The organism is Micromonospora citrea (genome assembly GCF_900090315.1).
Taxonomy (GTDB): domain Bacteria; phylum Actinomycetota; class Actinomycetes; order Mycobacteriales; family Micromonosporaceae; genus Micromonospora; species Micromonospora citrea.
Window position 1 is genome coordinate 5,471,029 of sequence record NZ_FMHZ01000002.1, and the last position, 21,901, is coordinate 5,492,929.

Annotated in this window: 17 protein-coding genes and 1 pseudogene; 12 read left to right on the top strand and 6 right to left on the bottom strand. The window is 75.5% G+C overall.

All coding sequences use genetic code 11. The annotated features are described in order from the left end of the window. Window positions 1-265 precede the first annotated feature (265 nt). Window positions 266-1,024: a DUF2470 domain-containing protein gene (locus GA0070606_RS25075; RefSeq protein WP_091104946.1), complete on the top strand. Its 759-nt coding sequence runs from the start codon at window positions 266-268 to the stop codon at window positions 1,022-1,024. 10 nt (window positions 1,025-1,034) lie between these two features. Here the strand turns inward: GA0070606_RS25075 and GA0070606_RS25080 are convergent, their stop codons facing one another. The 3 genes from GA0070606_RS25080 to GA0070606_RS25090 are packed head-to-tail and all read right to left on the bottom strand — an operon-like array spanning window position 1,035 to window position 3,179. Continuing rightward, entirely contained in the window at window positions 1,035-1,643 is a 609-nt protein-coding gene (locus GA0070606_RS25080) for a TetR/AcrR family transcriptional regulator (RefSeq protein ID WP_091104949.1), read from the bottom strand. 52 nt (window positions 1,644-1,695) lie between these two features. Next, on the bottom strand, window positions 1,696-2,451 hold the full coding sequence (locus tag GA0070606_RS25085) for an ABC transporter permease (RefSeq protein ID WP_091104951.1): 756 nt from the start codon (window positions 2,449-2,451) through the stop codon (window positions 1,696-1,698). Further along, the gene (locus tag GA0070606_RS25090) at window positions 2,448-3,179 is read right to left on the bottom strand and encodes an ABC transporter ATP-binding protein (protein ID WP_091108173.1); all 732 of its coding nucleotides are present in this window, start codon (window positions 3,177-3,179) and stop codon (window positions 2,448-2,450) included. Before GA0070606_RS25090 ends, GA0070606_RS25085 begins: the two co-directional genes overlap by 4 nt. A 298-nt stretch (window positions 3,180-3,477) precedes the next feature. On the opposite strand from GA0070606_RS25090, the pseudogene GA0070606_RS33515 reads away from it, so the two are divergent. From GA0070606_RS33515 to GA0070606_RS25105, 4 genes and pseudogenes are all read left to right on the top strand, one after another. Then, window positions 3,478-4,071: pseudogene (locus tag GA0070606_RS33515) on the top strand (phosphoribosyl-AMP cyclohydrolase); the annotation flags it as partial. 183 nt (window positions 4,072-4,254) lie between these two features. After that, window positions 4,255-4,689: a phosphoribosyl-AMP cyclohydrolase gene (gene hisI, locus GA0070606_RS33520; protein ID WP_091108175.1), complete on the top strand. Its 435-nt coding sequence runs from the start codon at window positions 4,255-4,257 to the stop codon at window positions 4,687-4,689. A gap of 26 nt (window positions 4,690-4,715) precedes the next feature. Beyond that, a complete protein-coding gene (locus tag GA0070606_RS25100; protein ID WP_091108177.1) occupies window positions 4,716-6,284 on the top strand; it encodes an anthranilate synthase component I in 1,569 nt (522 codons plus the stop codon). After that, a complete protein-coding gene (locus tag GA0070606_RS25105) occupies window positions 6,281-6,910 on the top strand; it encodes a Trp biosynthesis-associated membrane protein (RefSeq protein ID WP_091104953.1) in 630 nt (209 codons plus the stop codon). The genes GA0070606_RS25100 and GA0070606_RS25105 overlap by 4 nt, the downstream gene beginning before the upstream one ends. Here the strand turns inward: GA0070606_RS25105 and GA0070606_RS25110 are convergent. Continuing rightward, on the bottom strand, window positions 6,903-7,160 hold the full coding sequence (locus GA0070606_RS25110; RefSeq protein WP_091108179.1) for a hypothetical protein: 258 nt from the start codon (window positions 7,158-7,160) through the stop codon (window positions 6,903-6,905). The two genes, GA0070606_RS25105 and GA0070606_RS25110, sit on opposite strands and share 8 nt — an antisense overlap. A 495-nt stretch (window positions 7,161-7,655) precedes the next feature. On the opposite strand from GA0070606_RS25110, the gene trpC reads away from it, so the two are divergent. From trpC to trpA, 3 genes are all read left to right on the top strand, one after another. Beyond that, window positions 7,656-8,459, top strand: a complete 804-nt coding sequence (gene trpC, locus GA0070606_RS25115) for an indole-3-glycerol phosphate synthase TrpC (protein WP_176737576.1) — start codon at window positions 7,656-7,658, stop codon at window positions 8,457-8,459. Between the two features lie 220 nt (window positions 8,460-8,679). Then, complete coding sequence (trpB, locus tag GA0070606_RS25120; protein WP_091104959.1) at window positions 8,680-9,918, top strand: tryptophan synthase subunit beta; 1,239 nt, start codon at window positions 8,680-8,682, stop codon at window positions 9,916-9,918. Between the two features lie 4 nt (window positions 9,919-9,922). Then, window positions 9,923-10,726 (top strand): tryptophan synthase subunit alpha, encoded by an 804-nt coding sequence (gene trpA / locus GA0070606_RS25125; RefSeq protein WP_091104962.1) that lies wholly within the window; start codon window positions 9,923-9,925, stop codon window positions 10,724-10,726. A gap of 141 nt (window positions 10,727-10,867) precedes the next feature. On the opposite strand, the gene GA0070606_RS25130 is transcribed toward trpA, so the two are convergent. Continuing rightward, the gene (locus GA0070606_RS25130) at window positions 10,868-11,629 is read right to left on the bottom strand and encodes an NUDIX hydrolase (RefSeq protein WP_091104964.1); all 762 of its coding nucleotides are present in this window, start codon (window positions 11,627-11,629) and stop codon (window positions 10,868-10,870) included. Window positions 11,630-11,730: 101 nt separating this feature from the next. Here GA0070606_RS25130 and lgt point away from each other — a divergent pair, with 101 nt between their 5' ends. Further along, window positions 11,731-12,960 carry a prolipoprotein diacylglyceryl transferase gene (gene lgt / locus GA0070606_RS25135; RefSeq protein WP_091104966.1) on the top strand — a complete coding sequence of 410 codons (1,230 nt, stop codon included), beginning with the start codon at window positions 11,731-11,733 and terminating at the stop codon, window positions 12,958-12,960. Between the two features lie 14 nt (window positions 12,961-12,974). Beyond that, entirely contained in the window at window positions 12,975-14,162 is a 1,188-nt protein-coding gene (locus tag GA0070606_RS25140; RefSeq protein WP_091104967.1) for an FAD-dependent oxidoreductase, read from the top strand. 155 nt (window positions 14,163-14,317) lie between these two features. Here GA0070606_RS25140 and GA0070606_RS25145 read toward each other — a convergent pair whose 3' ends face one another. Beyond that, a complete protein-coding gene (locus tag GA0070606_RS25145) occupies window positions 14,318-15,163 on the bottom strand; it encodes a GNAT family N-acetyltransferase (protein ID WP_091104969.1) in 846 nt (281 codons plus the stop codon). A gap of 146 nt (window positions 15,164-15,309) precedes the next feature. Between GA0070606_RS25145 and gltB the strand changes: the two genes are divergently transcribed. Both gltB and GA0070606_RS25155 read left to right on the top strand, forming a co-directional pair. Beyond that, the gene (gene gltB, locus GA0070606_RS25150; RefSeq protein WP_091104971.1) at window positions 15,310-20,034 is read left to right on the top strand and encodes a glutamate synthase large subunit; all 4,725 of its coding nucleotides are present in this window, start codon (window positions 15,310-15,312) and stop codon (window positions 20,032-20,034) included. Next, window positions 20,027-21,535, top strand: coding sequence for a glutamate synthase subunit beta (locus GA0070606_RS25155; protein ID WP_091104974.1), 1,509 nt, complete (start codon window positions 20,027-20,029; stop codon window positions 21,533-21,535). Before gltB ends, GA0070606_RS25155 begins: the two co-directional genes overlap by 8 nt. Window positions 21,536-21,901: the final 366 nt, after the last annotated feature.

A 21,901-nucleotide genomic window follows, 5' to 3' on the forward strand; every position in this document is an offset into this window, starting at 1 on the left:
GACAGGTACGGCCGGGCCGTACCGTCGCCCGCGTTGGCGCCGGCGGTGGCGAGCTAAAACGGCGTCGACCCGCGGCTGCGCTCGCGGACGGCCACCACCCGGCCGGGCCGCAGCCGGTAGGACGGCCGGTCGACCTTGCGGGTCAGCGGGATGCCGAGGGCGTGGGAGAGCCGGGCTTGGGCCTGGGGTGGTTCACGCTGGACGTCTCCGAACCGGTGCTCTAGTCTCCGATTTAGGTAAGCCTAACCTACCTTGGAGGTCGGCCATGCGGCCCAGCCCGGCGGAGATCGTCCGTACCCTCGTCGCCGGCCGGTTGCCCGGCCTCGCCCACGTGGCGCGCCGGCCCGGCCCGCACCAGGTGCGGCACGTGACCGACCCGGACGGGCGGGTGCTGCTGCTCGTGCCGGTGGTCAGCGACCTCGCCGCGGCGCTGCGGCCCGCCGCCGGCGAGACCGACGTCGCGCTGGTGCTGGACGTGCTCGACCTGCCGCCCGCCGCCGGAGCGCCCAGCCTCGGCCGGGCCTGGGTCTCCGGCTGGGCGACCCGGCTGGACGGCGCCCGGGAGCGCCGGGCCGCGCTGGACTTCGCCGAGGTCGAGCCGACCGGCGACCTGCTCGACGTCGGCACCCGCTTCCGGCTGCACCGCTTCGAGGTGGCCGAGGCCCGCTGGGAACGCGCCGACGCCGTCCGCCGCATCGACCCGACGGCGTACGCCGAGGCCGAGCCGGACCCCCTGCACCCGGTCGAGGCGGGGCTGCTGGCCGACCTGGCCGAGCACCACGCCGCCGAGATGGCCGCCTACCTGCGGCGGCAGCTCGGCCTGGCCGACACCGGCCCGGACACCGCGCCACGGGTGGTCCGGATCGACCGGTACGGCCTGCTGGTGGCACACGGCCGGCCCGGCGCCCGCCGGCGCGCCCGCCTGACCTTCCCGCGCCCGCTGACCGGCGAGGCGGAGCTGGCCCGCGTCCTGCCCCCGATGCTCTGCCGCCACGCCGCCGCCCGGCACGCGGACCACGCCTGATCCCGCCGCGTCAGCCGGCGAGGACCTCGGCGAGATCGCCGGTCAGGTAGCGCTGCACCGTCGGGCCGACCGCCGCGACGAGCGTCTCCGGGGCGGCCGAGGCGACCGGCTCCAGCCGGATCACGTGCCGCATCATGGCCAGGCCGATCATCTGGCTGGCCACCAGCGAGCCGCGCAACGGCAGCTCGGCCGGGTCGACGTCGAGCCGGTTCAGGACCGTGCGGAGCACCTGGCTGACCAGGAACTCCCGCAGCAGTCGGGCGGTCCACTCGTTGCTCACCGCCGAGCGCAGCAGGGCCACCCCGGCGGCGCCGGCCGGGGAGTCCCAGACGCCGAGGAAGGTGCGGACCAGTCGCTCGCCGACGCCGTCCCGGTCGCCCGCCAGCACCCTAGGCAGCAGCTCGCCGGGGTCGACCGGGGCCCGCATCGCGGCCAGGAAGAGCTGGTCCTTGCTGCCGAAGTAGTGGTGCACCAGGGCCGGGTCGACCTGTGCGGCGGCGGCGATGGCCCGGATCGAGGCCGCGTCGAACCCGCGCTCGGCGAAGGCGGCGCGGGCCGCGTCGAGGATCGCTTCCCGGGTGTCCGGGTTGCCGGGTCGCCGTCCGGTCCGCCGCGCCATCGCCGCCCTTCACCTCGTCGTCCGCCGCCCGCCCGGGCCGGCGTGCGCGGCGTCAGCCGCTGCGCCGCCGCAGGGTGGCCGCGGCGAGCACCAGCGCCAGCACCGCCGCGCCGGCGACCACCGCCACGTCCTGCCACATCGTGCCGGTCGGCTCGGCGTTGGCGCCCACCTCCTGCAGCGCCTCGACGGCGTACGACAGCGGCAGCACGTCGCTGACCGCCTGCAACCAGCCCGCCATCTCGCCCCGGGGCACGAACAGCCCGCAGAGCAGCAACTGGGGCACCACCACGACCGGCATGAACTGTACGGCCTGGAACTCGGTGCGGGCGAAGGCGCTGCAGAAGAGCCCGAGCGCGACGGCGAGCACCGCGTTCAGCGCGGCGATCATGATCACCAGCCCGCTGTCGCCGGCGGTGTACAGGTCGAAGACCCCGTACGCGACGGCGGTCGCGATGACGGCCTGGACCACCGCGGCCAGCCCGAACGCGATGCCGTAGCCGAAGAGCAGGTCGAGCTTGCCCAGCGGGGTGGTGAGCAGCCGCTCCAGCGTGCCGGTGGTGCGCTCGCGCAGCATCGCGATGCTGGTCACCAGAAACATGATCACGAAGGGGAAGAACCCGAGCATCACCAGGGCGACCCGGTCGAACACCGACGGCTGCCCGGGCGGGGCGGGCTGGTCGACGTACATGAAGTAGACCAGGGCGAGCAGCGCCGACGGCACCACCGCCAGCAGCGCGACGGTGCGCCGGTCGTGCCGCAGCTGGCGCAGGATGCGGCCGGTGGTGGCGGCGAGGATCCGCGGGTTCACGACGCCTCCCCTCCGGCGGCCCCGCCGGCTCTGATCAGCCGCAGGAACGCCTCGTCCAGGTCGTCGACGCCGGCGGCGGCGCGGATCGCGTCGGGGGTGTCGTCGGCGATCAGCCGCCCCTCGCGGATCAGCAGCAGCCGGTCGCAGCGGGCCGCCTCGTCCATCACGTGGCTGGAGACCAGCAGGGTGGTGCCGGCGGCGGCCAGGGCGTGGAACCGGGCCCAGAGGTCGGCCCGCAGGACCGGGTCCTGGCCGACGGTCGGCTCGTCGAGGACGACCAGCTCCGGCTCCCCGACGAGGGCGCAGGCCAGCGACGCCCGGCTGCGCTGCCCGCCGGAGAGGGTGCCGACCAGCTGGCCGGCCGCCTCGGCCAGGCCGACGTCGGCGACGGCCCGGTCGGCGTCGGCCCGGCCCCGGCCGTGCAGCGCGGCGAAGTAACGCGCGTTCTCCCGCACCGTCAGGTCGGCGTAGACGCTCGGCGCCTGGGTGAGGTAGCCGACCCGGCGGCGCAGCTCCGGCGACCCGGCGGGCCGACCGAGCACGGTGACCGTGCCGGCGCCGACCACCTGCACCCCGACGACCGCGCGCATCAGCGTGGTCTTGCCGCTGCCGCTGGGCCCGAGCAGCCCGGTGACCTCGCCGCGCGGCACCGACGCGGTGACGCCGTGCAGCACCCGTCGCCCGCCCCGGTCGACGACCAGGTCGCGGACGGCGATCGCCTCCTCCATCGCCACCTCCACGCGAAACTCAACGCCCGATGAACTCGACGCTAGGTGAGACCTTCCCGGGCGCGCAACGGTTGACTTCGCGTGTATCTCCGACACCTGGCGGTACCCCGAGGCGTCGATGGAGTTCCCCGGGCATTAGCCTTCGGACCGGACACCGGGTCCGGCATCGGGCATTGCGCGCCGATCGGGCGTACGGCACGATGGCGCCGTGGGTCACGCTCCGTCACCGGACGAGGGGTTCCTCCGCGAATGGACCGCCCGGTTGCGGGCCGGCGCAGAGCAGCCCGTGGTCGGCATCATGCTGCGCGGCAGTCACGCCCGGCGGGCCGCGACCGCGCACAGCGACATCGACGTGGACGTGCTGCTCGGCGGCGCCCCGTACGCGGCCCGCAGCGCGTACCTGGCGGAGCACGCCGGTCGGCTGACCCACGTCTCGGTGGCCGCCCGCGACGTGCGCTCCTGGCTGACCCGGCTCGGCGAGCCGGCCGACTGGGCGTTCGGGCTGCCGGTGACGGCGCCGGCGCGGCTGCTCTGGGCCGATCCGCACTGGCGACTGCGGATCGACCTGCCGGTGCTCTGCCAGCCGGCCGGCGCGCCGCAGCTCGAGGAGCTGATCGCGACCCTCGGCAAGGTGGCCGGCGCGCGGGACGCCGACGACCGTCTCGGCGTCCGGCTGGCCGCCGCCGACCTGGCCCGCCTCTGCCCCTCCGTGCTGCGGCCGGCCAACCCGTCGGTCCGGGTGGCGTCGCGCCGGGCGGCCTTCGCCGCCGCCCTCGACCTGCCCGTGGCGCCGCCGACCTACCGCGAGGACATGCTGCTCTGCCTCGGGCTGCGCCCCGGGTCCGTCGGCCAGGTCTGCGCGGCGGCGACCCGCCTGGTCGCGGGCGCCCTGCCGCTGATCCGCCCATACGCCGCCGAGATCGCCGAGACCGCCGGGGCGGACCTGGCCGACGCCCTCGTCGACGGCCGGCTGGACCGCTACGTCGCGCAACTGGCCCGGCCCGCCGACGCCCCGCCGCGACCCTGGCGGGAGCCGTCGCCGGTGCCCGCCCCGCGTGCGGGACAATGGGTCACTGTGCCCGTACCTGACGCGCCGGTGACCGGCGCCCACCCCAGCCCGCAGGGGCCCGCGGCCGGCCCGGCGCGCGCCTCCCGGCTCGACCCGGCCATCGCCGCCCGGCTCCGTCGCACCCCCGACGGCCTGGTCGCCGCGGTGGTCCGCCAGCACGACTCCGGCGAGGTGCTGATGGTCGCCTGGATGGACGACGAGGCGCTGCACCGCACCCTGACCACCGGGCGGGCCACCTACTGGTCGCGCAGCCGCCAGGAGTACTGGGTCAAGGGCGCCACCTCCGGGCACCACCAGTACGTCCGCTCGGTGGCGCTGGACTGCGACGGCGACGCCCTGCTGGTCGACGTCGAGCAGGTCGGCGCGGCGTGCCACACGGGGCACCGGACCTGCTTCTTCACCGAGCTGCCCGTGACCGGGGAAGGGGCGGGGGCCCGGTGACCGCGCCGCACCCGGCGCCGCCCGGCGTGGCGGCCGGCTCCCGCAGCGACGGCGCGGTCAGCCCCGACGTGGCCACCTTCACCGAGCTGGCCGCCCGCTGGCGGGTCGTACCGGTCACCCGGCGGCTGCTCGCCGACGCGGAGACCCCGGTCGGCGTCTACCGCAAGCTCGCCGGGGGCCCCGGCACCTTCCTGCTGGAGTCCGCCGAACAGGGCGTCGGCTCGGCCGGGCTGGCCTGGTCGCGGTACTCGTTCATCGGCGTGCGCAGCAGCGCCACGCTGACCGAACGGGACGGCGTGGCGACGTGGACGGGGCAGCCGCCGGCCGGCGTGCCCGCCTCCGGTGACCCGGTCCGGGTGCTGCGCGAGACCGTCGCGGCGCTGGCGGGCCCGGCCTTCGACGCGGCCAGTGGGATGCCGCCGCTGACCGGGGGCATGGTCGGCTTCCTCGGCTACGAGCTGATCCGCCGGTTCGAGCGGCTGCCCGAGCTGACCGAGGACGACCTCGGCCTGCCCGAGCTGGGCATGATGCTCGCCACCGACCTGGTGGTGCTGGACCACTATGACGGCTCGGCGATCCTCGTCGCCAACGCGATCCTGCCGCCGCCGGACGAGCCGGACCGCGGCGCGCTGGTGGCCGCCGCGTACCACCACGCGGTCGGCCGGCTCGACGCGATGACCACCGCCCTGTCCCGGCCCATCCCGCCGATGGTCTCCACGGTCGCCCGGCCGCCGTCGGGCGAGGTGCGCAGCCGCACCCCCGAGGGCGGCTACCCGAAGGCCGTGGAGGCGGCGAAGGAGGCGATCCGGGCCGGCGAGTGCTTCCAGATCGTGCTGTCCCAGCGGTTCGAGCGGGAGACGCACGCCGACCCGCTGGACGTCTACCGGGTGCTGCGCACGACGAACCCCAGCCCGTACATGTACCTGCTGCGCTTCGACGGCTTCGACATCGTCGGCTCCTCCCCGGAGGCGCACCTGAAGGTGACCACCGACGGCGACGGGCGGCGGCGCGCGCTGCTGCACCCGATCGCCGGCACCCGGCCGCGCGGCGGCAGCCCGGTCGCCGACGCCCGGCTCGCCGCCGAGCTGCTCGCCGACCCGAAGGAGCGGGCCGAGCACGTCATGCTGGTCGACCTGGGCCGCAACGACCTCGGCCGGGTCTGCCTGCCGGGCAGCGTGGAGGTGCCGGAGTTCGCCACCATCGAGCGCTACAGCCACGTCATGCACATCGTCTCCACCGTGGTCGGCACCCTGCGCGACGATCGCACGGCCTTCGACGCGCTCGCCGCGACCTTCCCCGCCGGCACGCTCTCCGGCGCGCCGAAGGTTCGCGCCATGGAGATCATCGAAGAGCTGGAGCCGGTCCGCCGCGGCGTCTACGGCGGCACGGTGGGCTACTTCGGCTTCGGCGGCGACCTCGACATGGCCATCGCCATCCGCACCGCGCTGATGCGCGACGGCCGCGCCTACGTGCAGGCCGGTGCGGGGGTGGTGGCCGACTCGGACCCGGCCGCCGAGGACCAGGAGACGCGGAACAAGGCCGCCGCCGTGCTCGCCGCGATCGCCGCCGCCGAGACCCTGCGGCCCGCCCGATGACGGCCGCCACGCCGCGCGGCGGCGAACCGGCGACCGCCGCGGCGGCCGAGGCCGAGGAACGCGGCCGGGCGGTCGCGGGCAGACGCGAGCTGACGTACGCGGTGCTGCTCTGCGTGGCCGGCGCGGGCCTGGCGCTGTGGGCGTCGACGCGCACCTGGGCGGTCGAGCTGACGGCCCGGCCCACCCCGCTGCCGCCGGTACGCGATGTCCGCACGGGCACCGACCTGCTGCCCTGGCTGCCGGCGCTGGCCCTGGTCGGGCTGGCCGGCGGCGGCGCGGTGCTCGCCACCCGGGGCCGGGCGCGGCGGCTGCTGGGCGGGCTGCTCGCCGGGCTCGGCGCGGCGGTGACGGCCGGTGGCGGCTACGGCCTGTTCGCCGCGTTCGACGGCGAGGTCAGCCGGCAGTGGCCGGCGCTGTGCCTGGTGGGTGGCCTGCTCGCCACGGCGGGCGGGCTGCTGACGGCGCTGCGCAGCCGGCGGTGGCCGGCGATGGGCGCCCGCTACGAGCGCCCGGCCCGGGACGGCGGCGCGCCGGTCGCCCGGGACTCCGACGGCCGGGTCACCGGCCGGCGCACCACCGAGGCGTGGGACGCGCTGGACCGGGGCGAGGACCCGACGGTCAGCTGACCGGCTGGCGGGCCCGGGCGGCGGCCCGGGCCGCCGCCAGCTCCGCCACCAGGCGGTCGAGTTCGGCCCGCTGCTCGGCCCGGGCCCGGTCGGCGCAGACGGCCTCCCAGGCGTTGCCGCGCGCGGTCCGCATCCGGGCCTCGCCGACCACCGCGCGCTCGAGGGTGTGCACCACGCCGACGGCGAGGGACGCGACGGTGCGCGAGATGGTCGTCAGTCCGATGGTCTGGTTGGGTTCGACAGTGCTCATGATCACCCCGCACGGAGATCGTCGGTGTCGGTGGGGCAGGCGCGACGTCGAGTCTGCCCGAGAAAGATGCTGGCTGGCTCACGTTTCGCCGTGGTGACCGACACGTCAACTCTGCGTCCGGGGCCGCGACCAGGGAAAGGGCCCTTCGTCCTTGAGCTACGTCACAGCCCGTCGGCGTACCCCGGGCCGTCGCGCGCAACCGGGCGGGGCGCAGGGCGGGCGGATAGGATCAGGTCGATGCGTAAGGGGGGTGGGGGGTGGAGCGGGCGGGTGACGGCCGTCGATGGGCATGGTCGCCCTGCGTGACATCCCGTTCACCGGAAGTCGGCCATTATGCCGCAGCCCATCTCGTGAGGCACGCCATACCCCCGGCACTTGTCGCCAGGTGGCGCCCCCTAGCATCGGCCCATGACACCCGGAGAGGGGAGTCCGTTGGTGACTGCAGAGCATGCGCACGCGGAGGGCAACGAGGCCGGTCCGGCGGCGTCCGTAGGCGTGCTCGACGAGATCCTGGCCGGCGTGCGCGAGGACGTCGCGCGGCGACAGGCGCAGGTTCCGCTGGAGCGGATCCGTGAACTGGCCGCCGCCGCGCCGCCGCCGCTGGACGCGTACGCCGCGCTGCGCAAGCCGGGCGTCGCGGTGATCGCCGAGGTGAAGCGCTCGTCGCCGTCCAAGGGACGGCTGGCCGAGATCGCCGACCCGGCAGACCTGGCCGGCGACTACGCCGCCGGGGGCGCGCGGGCGATCAGCGTGCTCACCGAGGGGCGGTGGTTCGGCGGCTCGCTCGACGACCTGGCCGCCGTCCGTGCCGCCGTCACCATCCCGGTGCTGCGCAAGGACTTCGTCGTCTCCAGCTACCAGGTGCACGAGGCCCGGGCGCACGGCGCCGACCTGGTGCTGCTGATCGTCGCCGCCCTGGAGCAGAACGTCCTCGTCGGCCTGCTGGAGCGGATCGAGTCCCTCGGGATGACCGCTCTGGTCGAGGTGCACGACGAGGAGGAGGCCGACCGGGCACTGGAGGCCGGTGCCCAGGTGATCGGGGTCAACGCCCGCAACCTGCGTACCCTGGAGGTCGACCGCTCGGTGTTCGAGCGGATCGCGCCCGGCCTGCCCAGCAGCGTCGTCAAGATCGCCGAGTCGGGGGTGCGCGGCCCGCACGACCTCATCCGGTACGCCTCGGCGGGCGCCGACGCGGTCCTGGTCGGGGAGGGCCTGGTCACCCAGAAGAGCCCTCGCGAGGCGGTGGCCGAGCTGGTCAACGCCGGCAACCACCCGGCCACGCCCCGCCCGGTGCGCTGATCCCGCGCCGGTTCGTCAGCACCGAGAGGACGATCCCATGACGCGAAGCGGAGTGTCGGCATGAGCGAGCGCAGCGAGCGAATCATCAGGCTCAGCGTGATGGTGCCTCATGGCGGCACGGAGCGAAGCGGAGTGTCGGCATGAGCGAGCGCAGCGAGCGAATCATCAGGCTCAGCGTGATGGTGCCTCAGGGCGGCACGGAGCGAAGCGGAGTGTCGGCATGAGCGCCGACGCGTTGGCCGCCCCGGCCGGTCCGCAGCCCGACTCCGCCGGTCACTTCGGCCGGTTCGGCGGCCGGTTCGTGCCGGAGGCCCTGGTGGCGGCGCTCGACGAGCTGGACGCCGCGCACCGCTCGGCGATGGCCGACGAGTCGTTCCGGGCCGAGTTCGGCGCCCTGCTGCGCGACTACGCCGGCACCCCCTCGCTGCTCTACACGGCCGAGCGGTTCTCCGCCAAGGTGGGCGCGCGGGTGCTGCTCAAGCGGGAGGACCTCAACCACACCGGGGCGCACAAGGTGCGTAACGTGCTCGGTCAGGCCCTGCTCACCCGGCGGATGGGCAAGCGCCGGGTGATCGCGGAGACCGGCGCCGGCCAGCACGGCGTCGCCACCGCCACCGCCGCCGCGCTGTTCGACCTCGAGTGCGTGGTCTACATGGGCCAGGTCGACACCGAGCGGCAGGCGCTCAACGTGGCCCGGATGCGGATGCTCGGCGCCACCGTCGTGCCGGTCACCACCGGCTCGCGCACCCTCAAGGACGCGATGAACGAGGCGATGCGGGACTGGGTCGCCAACGTCGACGACACGCACTACCTGATCGGCACCGCCGCCGGCCCGCACCCGTTCCCGGCGTTGGTCCGCGACTTCGTCCGCGGTATCGGCGACGAGGCCCGCAAGCAGTGCCTCGACCTCACCGGCGCGCTGCCGGACGCGGTCACCGCCTGCGTCGGCGGCGGCTCCAACGCGCTGGGCATCTTCCACGCGTTCGTCGGCGACCCCGACGTGCGGCTCTACGGCTTCGAGGCCGGCGGCGACGGGGTGGAGACCGGCCGGCACGCGGCCAGCATCACCGGCGGCTCTGCCGGGGTGCTGCACGGCACCCGGACGTACGTGCTCCAGGACGCCGACGGGCAGACCTGCGAGTCGCACTCGATCTCCGCCGGGCTGGACTACCCCGGCGTCGGGCCGGAGCACGCCTGGCTGCACGACACCGGCCGCGCGACCTACCTGCCCGTCGACGACGACGAGGCGATGGCCGCGTTCGAGCTGCTCTGCCGCACCGAGGGCATCATCCCGGCGATCGAGAGCGCGCACGCGCTCGCCGGCACCATCAAGATCGCCCCGAAGCTCGCCGCCGAGCTGGGCCGGGAGCCCACGATCGTCGTCAACCTCTCCGGCCGGGGCGACAAGGACGTGCACACCGCCGGCGACTACTTCGGCATCCTCGACAGGGAGCGGTGAGAACGTGAGCCGGATCGGGGTGGCGTTCGACAAGGCGCGCGCCGACGGGCGGGCGGTGCTGGTCGGCTGCATGCCGGCCGGTTTCCCGACCGTCGAGGGCAGCATCGCCGCGATGACCGCGATGGTCTCCGCCGGCGTCGACGTGATCGAGGTGGAGATCCCGTACTCCGACCCGGTGATGGACGGCCCGGTCATCCAGAAGGCCAGCGACATCGCCCTCGCCGGTGGCGTACGCACCGCCGACACGCTGCGCATCATCGAGGCGGTCGCCGCCACGGGGGCGCCTGTGGTCACCATGACCTACTGGAACCCGGTGGAGCGCTACGGCGTCGACGCCTTCGCCCGCGACCTCGCCTCGGCCGGGGGCACCGGCCTGATCACGCCGGACCTGATCCCCGAGGAGGCCGGCGAGTGGCTCGCCGCCTCCGACGCGTACGGGCTGGACCGCACCTTCCTGGTGTCGCCGTCCTCCACCGACGCGCGGCTGGCGATGACCACCGCCCACTGCCGGGGCTTCGTCTACGCCACCGCGATCATGGGCGTCACCGGCGCCCGGGCGAAGACCTCCGACGCGGCCCCGATCCTGGTCTCCCGCACACGGGAGGTCACCGAGCTGCCGATTGGTGTCGGGCTGGGTGTCGGCACGGGCGCGCAGGCCGCCACGGTCGCCGGGTACGCCGACGGCGTCATCGTCGGCAGTGCCCTGATCCGCTGCCTGCTCGACGCCCCGGACGAGGCGTCCGGGCTGGCCGCCCTCCGCACCCTCAGCGCCGAACTGGCCGAAGGCGTCCGCACCCCCACCCGCTGACCCTCCCACCCCACCCACCGTCCTCCCCACCCTCCACCGCCCGCGATCTTGCAGTTTCTGCCCCCGGAATGCGTGGAACGCCCCGTTTGACGGGGCAGCAAGTGCAAGATCGCCGAGCGGGGAGGGCCCCGACGGCGGGGGTCAGGGGCGGGGTACGCGGTCGGTGGAGGGCTCCGCGCGTTGGCCCGGGGGTGGGGCCGGCGTGGCCCTGGGCGTGGTCGGCGGCGGTGGGTGGGTGCGCGTGGTGGCGTCCGGGCTCTGCGGTCGGTCCGTGCTCGTCACCGTGTCCGGCGCGTCGGCGCTTGCCGCCGTGTCCGGGGTCGGCGGGGTACCGGCGCTTGTCGTGGCGTCCGGGCTCTGCGGCGCGCGCAGGACGCCGGAGCGGCCCGCGAGCGCGTCGGCCAGGGCGGCGCGGGTGGTCGGCGTGAGCGCCTCTGGCAGGGCCGCGACGTCGTGCCAGGACACGCGGCAGCCGCCCATCGGGTCGCCGGTCGGCCCCGCCCCCAGGACGCGGGCTCGGAACACGTGCACCAGGACGTCCGGCAGTGGCCCCGCGCGTCCGGCCGACGACGCGGCCAACCCGGCCGGGATGTCGGGCGTCGGCGGGAAAGTGGCGTCGGGTGTCGGTGGGGAGGTGGTGCGGGCGGCCGGCGGGGAGGCGGCGGCCGGCGGCCGGGGGCACGGCGCGGCGAGGTGGTAGAGGCCGACGAGGTCCACCACCTCGACGTCCCAGCCTGTCTCGGCCCGGATGTCGCGCACCACGGCCTGCGCCGGGCTCTCCGCCGGGCGAAGCCGGCCGCCGGGAAGCGCGTGGCGACGCTCGCCCCGGCCCTGCCGGCAGAGCAGCACCCGGCCGGCGTCGTCGGTGACGACCGCCGCGACCGCCCAGGTGAGCGCGCCCATGGACAAAGAGCCTACGGCGGCGCAAACCAGAAGTCACCGGGATCGCGCGACGGCGGACCGGGGTGCCGCCGGAGGGGCCGGCGACGGTAGCGTGTGCACCCGTGACTCTCGCCTCGCTGACACCCCAGGCGGCCCTGCCCAGCCCCAGCACCGCCGTCTGGCAGCTCGGACCGGTGCCTGTCCGGGCGTACGCGTTGTGCATCATCGTCGGCATCGTGGTGGCCTGCTGGGTCACCGAGCGGCGGCTGCGCCAGCGCGGCGTGGCTCCCGGCGCCGTCCTTGACATCGCGGTCTGGGCGGTGCCGGCGGGCATCATCGGCGCCCGGATCTACCACGTGATCACCTCCCCGGAGAAGTACTTCGGCACCGGCGGCGACCCGATGAAGGCGTTCGCCATCTGGGAGGGTGGTCTCGGCATCTGGGGTGCGGTGGCCGGCGGCGCGCTGGGCGCCTGGATGGCCGCCCGGCAGCTCGGCATCCCGTTCGCGGTGGTCGCCGACGCGCTGGCCCCGGGCCTGCCGCTGGCCCAGGCGATCGGCCGGCTCGGCAACTGGTTCAACAACGAGCTCTACGGCGGCCGGACCACCCTGCCCTGGGGGCTGGAGATCCACCGGATGGACCCGGACAATCCCGGCCAGGCGCTGCGGGACGACGCCGGCAACCCGATCCTCGAACCGGGGCTCTACCACCCGACGTTCGCCTACGAGGCGCTGTGGAACGTCGGCGTCGCCGCGCTGGTCTTCGTCCTCGACCGCAAGCTGCGGCTCGGCCGTGGGCGGGCGTTCGCGCTCTACGTGATGGGCTACACCGCCGGGCGGTTCTGGATCGAGCTGATGCGCACCGACGAGGCGAACACGATCCTCGGCGTACGGCTGAACGTCTGGACCGCCGGCCTGGTCTTCCTGGGCGCGCTCGCCTACTTCGTGCGGGTGCGCGGCCCCCGGGAGTACCTCGTCCCGGTCGGCGACGTCCCGCCGTCCGCGCCGCCCGTCGACTCCGACGTCTCGCAGGTCGACCTGTCGGCCCGCGAGGCCGGCGCCGAGCCGGTCGCCCCGGAGGGCTACCGGGTGGTCGACGAGCAGCAGTACCGGCGCTGGCGGGAGACCGGCGAGACGCCGGCCGGGACGGGCGGCGACACGCCGTCGGCGGAGGGGGCCACGCCAGCCGACGCCACGCCGAGTAACGACGACCGGCCCGGGGACGACGAGCCCACGGGTGACGGATCCACCGGCGACAGTTCCGTCGGGCCCGACACCGTGGAGAGCGCCGGGGAGGCCCCGCAGGACCGGGCGGGGGCCGGCGGCTCCCGCCCCGCCGACCGCGACAGCTGAGGGGGGAGCACCACATGCGTAGCGCGGTGGTGGTGGGCGCCGGCATCGGCGGCCTCGCGGTCGCCGGCGCGCTCGCCCGCTCCGGGTGGCGGGTCACCCTGCTGGAACGGGCCGACCGGGTCCGCCCCGAGCCGACCGCCGTGGTGCTCTGGCCCAACGGCGTACGCGCGCTGCGCGTCCTGGGGCTCGGCGCCGGCCTGGAGGCGATCGCCACGCCGCTGCCCGACGGCGGGGTGCGCCGCCCGGACGGGCACTGGCTGGTGCAGCCCCGCCCGACCCCGCCCGACCGGATGCCGGTGGTGGTGCACCGGGAGGACCTGCACGACGCGCTGATCGCCGGCCTGGGCGACGAGGTCGAGCTGCGCACCGGCGTGACGGTGCGGACGGTCCGCGCCCAGCCCGGCGAACGCCCGGCGGTCGGCGACGGCCGGCACACCATCGAGGCGGACCTGGTCGTCGCCGGCGACGGCACCGACAGCGAGCTGCGCCGGCAGCTCGCGCCGGAGTCGGGGGTGGTCAGCTCGGGGTGCGCCGCCTGGCGGGCGGTGATCCCCTGGTACCGGGCGCCGAAGCTGCCCGCCGACCGGCCCGTCGGCGGCGAGGTGCTCGGCGCCGGCTACCGCTTCGTCTCCGCCTCGCTGGGCGAGCGGGGTTCCTCGGGCGCCTCCAGTCGGGGCGGCATCTACTGGGTGGCCACCGCCGCCGGCGCGCCCCGCCCCGAGCCGCCGGAGACCCAGCTCGCCCTGCTGCGCCGCTGGTACGCGGGCTGGCCCGCCCCGGTCGCCGACCTGCTCGACGCCACCGACCCGGCGGACCTCGTGCAGCAGGAGATCCGCGAGCTGCGGCCACTGCCCAGGTCGTACGCCTTCCCGGCCGGCCCGGGCGGGGTGGTGCTGCTCGGCGACGCCGCGCACGCCATGCCGCCGCACCTCGGCCAGGGCGCCTGCCTCGCCTTCGAGGACGCGGCCACCCTCGCCTCGCTGCTGCGCGAGTCCCGGCTGCCCGACGCCCTGGTCGCGTACGACCGGGCGCGCCGGCCCCGGGCGGCGACGGTGGTGCGGCAGACCCGCCGGATGTCGGCGGTGCTGAAGGCCCGGGGCCCGTTGGCGCTGCGCGCCCGCGACGCCGCCCTCGGCACCCTCAGCCCGCGCCTGCTCTCGACGGCCGCCGCGACGGCGGCCCAGTGGCGCCCTCCGGCCTGACCCACCCCGCCGCGCCCGTCGGACGCCGACGGGCGCACGTCGTGGCGGGAGGACGGGCGGACCGGTGGCGCCCTCCGGCCGGATCCACCCGCCGCGCCCGGCGGACGCACGTCGTGGCGGGAGGACGGGCGGACCGGGCACCGCGGGGTCGACCGTCAGGGGGTGACGGGGGCGGGTTCGGCGATGCAGGCGGTGCCGACGCGGCGGAAGCCGACCCGCAGGTAGACCCGGGCGATCTCCTCACTGCCGGCGGAGAGGAAGACCAGTTCGGTGCCGGCCGTCAGCAGTTCGCGGGCCAGCGCGGCGGTGACGGCCGCGCCCAGGCCCCGCCGGCGCGCGGCCGGCAGCGTGGCGACCCCGGCGATCTCGGCGACGTCGCCGACCCGCATCGCCATGCCGCTGGCCAGCGCGCCGTCGGCGGGCGTCCCGGCCAGCGCCGACAGCCGGCGGCCGTCGGCGACGCGGGCGCGCTCCTCGTCCAGCGCCGCCTCGTCGATCTCCGCGACGGCGGCGTCCCGCTGCGCCGGGCCGGCCTCTCCGCGCCCGGTGCCGGGGGCGGAGAACCCGACGGCGGCGACCGCGCGGCGGGCGGCCACGTCCGCCGCGAAGTTCGGGTCCGCCGGGTCGAGCAGCCGCACCGGTACGTCGGTGAGGGTCCCCGGGTCGGGCAGGGCCGCCGGGTCGAGCACCATCAGCGGCGCCTCCAGCACCGACAGGCCCGCCGAGCGGGCCACCGCCAGCAGGTCGGGGGTCGTCTCGTGCACCCACTCGAACGCCTCGGGCAGGCCGAGTTCGCGCTGCCGTTCCCGCACCGCCGCGACGTCGGCCAGCGATGGCGGCGTGTCGGCGTCGAGCCGGGGGCGTGCGTAGAACGGCCAGCCGGCGCCGTCGCGGACGAACAGCACAAGGGCGCCGTGCTCCTCCGCCCGGGCGGCGTCACGGGGCACCGCGTCGTAGAACCGTTCCAACCGGTCGAAGAGGTCCGTACGCACGCCATCCACCGCGCGAGACTACACGTCCCAGACTCTGGAAGGTGTGATCAATCTGCACTGGCCTTGCGTACCGGACCCTAACGTAGACTCAATAGACCCTTGAGGGCCGACGTCGTCCCGATCGAGTTCCAACCTGAGTGACGACAGGAGGCCCGGTGGCCTTTCCGTACCCTCACAGCAGCCCGCAGCAGGCCCCGCACCTCGGCCCGGGAGCGCCCGCGGCCGGGCTCTACGATCCCGCGCAGGAGCACGACGCCTGCGGCGTGGCCTTCGTGGCGGACCTGCACGGGCGGCGCTCGCACGCGGTCGTGGCCAACGGCCTCCACGCGCTCCGCCGGCTGGACCACCGGGGCGCCCGGGGCGCGGAACCGAACACCGGTGACGGCGCGGGAATCATGATCCAGGTGCCGGACGCGTTCCTGCGCGCGACTGTCGACTTCCCGCTGCCGCCCGCCGGCGAGTACGCCACCGGCCTGGTCTTCCTCCCCGACGACGACGCCGCCGAGGCCCGCGCCCGCCGCGTGGTCGAGAAGTACGCGCTGGTCGAGGGCGCCGACGTGCTCGGCTGGCGCGACGTGCCGGTCGACCCGCGCGGCCTCGGCGAGACCGCCCTCGCGGCGATGCCCCGCGTCCGGCAGCTCTTCCTCGCCGCGCATCGGCTCACCGACTCGCCGGCCGGGCCGGCCGGGTCGCCGCTGCGCGGCATCGAGCTGGAGCGGGTGGCGTTCTGCCTGCGCAAGCAGGCGGAGCGGGAGAGCGCCGAGCGGGGCGTGCCGGCGTACTTCCCGTCGCTGTCGGCGCGGACCATGGTGTTCAAGGGCATGCTGACCCCCGACCAGCTGCCGGCGTTCTATCCGGAGCTGACCGACGAGCGGGTGCAGAGCGCGATCGCGCTGGTGCACTCCCGCTTCTCCACCAACACGTTCCCGTCCTGGCCGCTGGCGCACCCGTACCGGCTCATCGCGCACAACGGCGAGATCAACACGATCCGGGGCAACCGCAACTGGATGCAGGCGAGAGAGTCGATGCTCACCAGCGGCGCTTCCTCAGCCGCCGGCGGAGCCGGCGGTCACCTTCCCGGCAACATCCGCCGGGTCTTCCCGGTCTGCACCCCCGCCGCCTCCGACTCGGCGAACTTCGACGAGGTCCTGGAGCTGCTGCACCTGGCCGGGCGCAGCCTGCCGCACGCGGTGCTGATGATGATCCCCGAGGCGTGGGAGAACGACCCGGACATGGCCGCCGACAAGCGCGCCTTCTACCGCTTCCACGCGAGCCTGATGGAGCCCTGGGACGGGCCGGCGTCGGTCGCCTTCACCGACGGCGAGATCGTCGGTGCCGTGCTGGACCGCAACGGGCTGCGCCCGGGCCGCTGGTGGCGGACGGCCGACGGGCTCGTGGTGCTCGGCAGCGAGGCGGGCGTGCTCGACCTCGACCCGGCCCGGGTGGTCGCCAAGGGCCGGCTCCAGCCGGGCAAGATGTTCCTGGTCGACACCGTCGCCGGCCGCATCGTGCACGACGAGGAGATCAAGGCCGAACTGGCGGCCGAGCAGCCGTACGCCGACTGGCTGCACGCCGGTCTCATCGAGCTGACCGACCTGCCGGCGCGCGAGCACATCGTCTACACCCACGACTCGGTACGCCGTCGCCAGCAGACCTTCGGCTACACCGAGGAGGAGCTGAAGATCCTGCTCGCGCCGATGGCGCGCAGCGGCGCCGAGCCGATCGGCTCGATGGGCACCGACACCCCGATCGCCCCGCTGTCGACCCGGCCGCGGCTGCTCTACGACTACTTCCACCAGCTCTTCGCGCAGGTCACGAACCCGCCGCTGGACGCCATCCGGGAGGAGCTGGTGACCAGCCTGGCGTCGACCATCGGGCCGGAGGGCAACCTGCTCGACCCGGGCCCGGCGAGCTGCCGGCAGATCGTGCTGCCGTACCCGGTCATCGACAACGACGAGCTGGCCAAGATCCTCTCCATCGACGAGGACGGCGACCTGCCCGGTTTCAAGGCCGTCCGGGTCTCCGGGCTCTACCGGGTGCGGGAGGGCGGCGCCGGCATCAAGGCCCGGCTGACGGAGATCTGCCGGCACGTCTCCGAGGCGATCGAGGACGGCGTACGCATCCTGGTGCTGTCGGACCGCGACTCCAACGCCGACCTGGCCCCGATCCCGTCGCTGCTGCTCACCGCCGCCGTGCACCAGCACCTGGTGCGCGAGCAGACCCGCACCCAGGTGGCGCTGGTCGTCGAGTCCGGCGACTGCCGCGAGGTGCACCACGCGGCGGTGCTGATCGGCTACGGCGCGGCGGCGGTGAACCCGTACCTGGCGTTCGAGTCGGTGGAGGACATGATCTCCACCGGCGCGCTGGTCGGCGTCGAGCGCACCACGGCGGTCCGCAACTACGTCAAGGGCCTCGGCAAGGGCGTCCTCAAGATCATGTCCAAGATGGGCATCTCGACGGTGTCGTCGTACTGCGGGGCGCAGGTCTTCGAGGCCGTCGGGCTCGACTCCCGGCTCGTCGAGCGCTACTTCCGCGGCACCCCGAGCAAGATCGGCGGGATCGGGCTGGACGGCATCCACGCCGAGGTCGCCGCCCGGCACTCGCTGGCCTGGCCGGCGCCGGGCGCCACGGCGTCCGACCGTCTCGAGGTGGGCGGCGAGTACCAGTGGCGCCGCGAGGGCGAGCTGCACCTGTTCAACCCGGAGACGGTATTCCTGCTCCAGCACGCCACCCGCAGCCGCCAGTACGACGTGTTCCGGCAGTACACCGCCAAGGTCGACGAGCTGGCCGCGAGGGCCGGCTCGCTGCGCGGGCTGTTCCGGCTGCGTACGGGCGTGCGGCCCCCGGTGCCGATCGAGGAGGTCGAGCCGGCCACCGAGATCGTCAAGCGGTTCGCCACCGGCGCCATGTCGTACGGGTCGATCTCGGCGGAGGCGCACGAGACCCTGGCGATCGCGATGAACCGCCTCGGCGGCAAGTCCAACACCGGCGAGGGCGGCGAGGACGTCGAGCGGCTGCACGACCCGGCCCGCCGCTCCGCGGTCAAGCAGATCGCCAGCGGCCGGTTCGGGGTGACCAGCGAATACCTGGTCAACGCCGACGACCTCCAGATCAAGATGGCGCAGGGCGCCAAGCCTGGCGAGGGCGGGCAGCTGCCCGGCAACAAGGTCTGGCCGTGGATCGCCCGTACCCGCCACGCCACCCCCGGCGTGGGCCTGATCTCCCCGCCGCCGCACCACGACATCTACTCCATCGAGGACCTCGCGCAGCTCGTCCACGACCTGAAGTGCGTCAACCCGTCCGCGCGGGTGCACGTCAAGCTCGTCAGCGAGGTGGGCGTCGGCACGGTGGCGGCGGGCGTGGCCAAGCTCAAGGCCGACGTCATCCTGATCTCGGGCCACGACGGCGGCACCGGCGCGTCGCCGCTGAACTCGCTCAAGCACGCCGGCACCCCGTGGGAGCTGGGGCTGGCCGAGGCGCAGCAGACGCTGCTGCTCAACAAGCTGCGCGACCGGGTCACCGTGCAGGTCGACGGGCAGCTCAAGACCGGCCGCGACGTGCTGGTCGCGGCGCTGCTCGGCGCCGAGGAGTTCGGCTTCGCCACCGCGCCGCTGATCGTCGAGGGCTGCGTGATGATGCGCGTCTGCCACCTCGACACCTGCCCGGTCGGCATCGCCACCCAGAACCCGGTGCTGCGGGAACGCTTCACCGGGCGGCCCGAGTTCGTGGAGAACTTCTTCCTCTTCCTCGCCGAGGAGGTCCGCGGCTACCTCGCCGAGCTGGGCCTGCGCTCGATCGAGGAGGCCATCGGGCAGGCCGAGCTGCTCGACGTCGCCCCGGCGATCGCGCACTGGAAGGCCGGCGGGCTCGACCTGACCCCCGTGCTGCACCTGCCGGAGTTGCCGGCCGGGGCCGCCCGCCGGGGCGTACGGGCCCAGGACCACGGCCTGGAGCTGGCACTGGACAACGAGCTGATCGCGCTGGCCGCCCCGGCGCTGCGCGACCGTACGCCGGTGCGGGTGGCGGTGGCGGTGCGCAACGAGCACCGCAGCGTCGGCGCGATGCTCGGCGGCGAGGTGACCCGCCGCTTCGGCGGGGCGGGCCTGCCCGCCGACACGATCGAGTTCACGCTGCGCGGCACCGCCGGGCAGTCGTTCGGCGCGTTCCTGCCGCCCGGGGTGACCCTGCGCCTGCACGGAGACGCCAACGACTACGTCGGCAAGGGACTCTCCGGCGGCCGGCTCGTCGTCCGGCCGGACGCCACCGCGCCGTTCGTCGACGGCGACGCTCCGGCGGGGCAGCGCGCCGAGGACCAGACCATCGCCGGTAACACCATCCTCTACGGGGCCACGGCGGGCGAGCTGTTCCTGCGCGGCCGGGTGGGGGAGCGGTTCGCGGTGCGCAACTCCGGCGCGGTGGCCGTCGTCGAGGGCGTCGGCGACCACGGCTGCGAGTACATGACCGGCGGGACCGTGGTGGTGCTGGGGCCGACCGGCCGCAACTTCGCCGCCGGCATGTCCGGCGGTACCGCGTTCGTGTACCGGCTGGACCGCCGCCGGGTCAACGCCGAACTGGTCGACCTGGCCCCGCTGTCGGAGGAGGAGCAGGCCGTGCTGCACGAACTGGTGCAGCGGCACTTCGCCGAGACCGACTCGTCGGTCGCCGAGGGGCTGCTCAAGCGCTGGCCGGAGGCGGTTGCGGAGTTCACCGCCGTGGTGCCCCGCGACTACCGCCGGGTTGTGGAGATCATGCGGGCCGCCGAAGCCGCCGGCCGCGACGTCGACGACGCGGTGATGAGCGCGCTCTCCGCGCCCGCCGCGAAGTCCGTGCCGACCACGCCCGCCCCGCGGGCGGCGGTCCAGGAGGTGGCTCGTGCCTGACCCGAACGGTTTCCTGCGCTACGACCGGCGGCTGCCCGCGCGCCGCCCGGTGCCGGTGCGGATCAGCGACTGGCGGGAGGTGTACCCACCGGCCGGCGAGGAGCTGATCCGTGAGCAGGCCACCCGCTGCATGGACTGCGGCATCCCGTTCTGCCACGACGGCTGCCCCCTGGGCAACCGCATCCCGGACTGGAACGACCTGGTCCGCACGGGCAACTGGGACGCCGCGGTGGAGTCGCTGCACGCCACCAACAACTTCCCCGAGTTCACCGGCCGGCTCTGCCCGGCGCCCTGCGAGGCGGCCTGCGTGCTCGGCATCGGCGGCGGTCAGCCCGTCACCATCAAGCAGGTCGAGGTGGAGATCGCCGACGCGGCAGTCGCGCGGGGCGGCCTGTCGCCGCGCCCGCGGCCCGCGCCGACCGGCCGGTCGGTCGCCGTGGTCGGCTCCGGCCCCGCCGGGCTCGCCGCCGCGCAGCAGCTCGCCCGCGCCGGTCACGCCGTGACGGTGTACGAGCGCGACGACGCGATCGGCGGCCTGCTCCGGTACGGCATCCCCGACTTCAAGCTGGAGAAGGTCCACATCGACCGGCGGCTGGCCCAGCTCGCCGCCGAGGGGGTGCGTTTCCGCACCGGGGTGAACGTCGGTGTGGACGTCACCGCCGAGCAGTTGCGCGCCGAGCACGACGCGGTGCTGCTCGCCTGCGGCGCGCTGCGGGGCCGGGACACCCCGGAGACTCCGGGTCGGGGTCTGCGCGGCGTACACCAGGCGATGGACCACCTCGTCGCCGCCAACCGGGTGGTCGCCGCGGCGGCCGGCGGCCGGCCCGATCCGGCGGTGCTGCCCGACGGCACGCCGATCGACGCGGCCGGCAGGCACGTCGTGATCATCGGCGGCGGCGACACCGCGGCAGACTGCCTGGGCGTGGCGCACCGGCAGGGCGCCGCCGGCGTATACCAGCTGGACCTCTACCCGCAGCCGCCGCAGACCCGGGACGAGGCCCGGGACCCGTGGCCCACCTGGCCGTGGCTGCTGCGCAGCTACCCGGCGCACGAGGAGGGCGGCGAGCGGGTCTTCGCCGTCGCGGTGCAGGAGTTCGTCGACGACGGCACCGGCCAGGTGCGGGCGGTGCGGATCGCCGAGGTGACAGTGGAGAAGCGGGACGGGCGGCGGATCGTCACCCCGCTCCCCGGCTCCGAGCGGGAACTGCCGGCCGACCTGGTGCTGCTGGCGATCGGCTTCGAGGGCACCGAGGAGCAGCCGCTGCTCGACCAGCTCGGGGTCGCCCGCAACGCACGCGGCGCGGTCGACGCCCGGCCGGACTGGCAGACCGACGCCGACGGCGTCTTCGTCGCCGGCGACATGCACCGGGGCGCCTCGCTCATCGTCTGGGCGATCGCCGAGGGGCGGGCCGCGGCGTCGGCCATCCACGCCTACCTCGGCGGGACGGGAGCCCTGCCGGCCCCGGTCGACCCGGCCCGGCAACCCCTGGCGGCCCGATAGCGGCGGCCCCAGCCGGGCTCGCCCCCGGTCCCTGCCGGGCTCGCCCCCGGTCCCTGCCGGGCTCGCCCCCGGTCCCTGCCGGGCTCGCCCCCGGTCCCTGCCGGGCTCGCCCCCGGTCCCTGCCGGGCTCGGCCCCGGCCCCGGCCGGCCCCGGCCCCGGCCGGCCCCGGCCCCGGCAGCGCGTTGCGGTGCGGTTGCCGGCGCCGCCCTCGACAGCGCGGTATCGCGCCTCCGGGGCGCCCGCCGGCCGGGCTCGGCGCTGCCTACCTCCGCCGGTCCGGTCCGGGCAGACGGGTGCCGCAGGCTCGGCGTCCGCCTGCCGGGCCAGTGCGCGGTGCGGCGCCTCGGACGGTGCTGCGGCGTGTG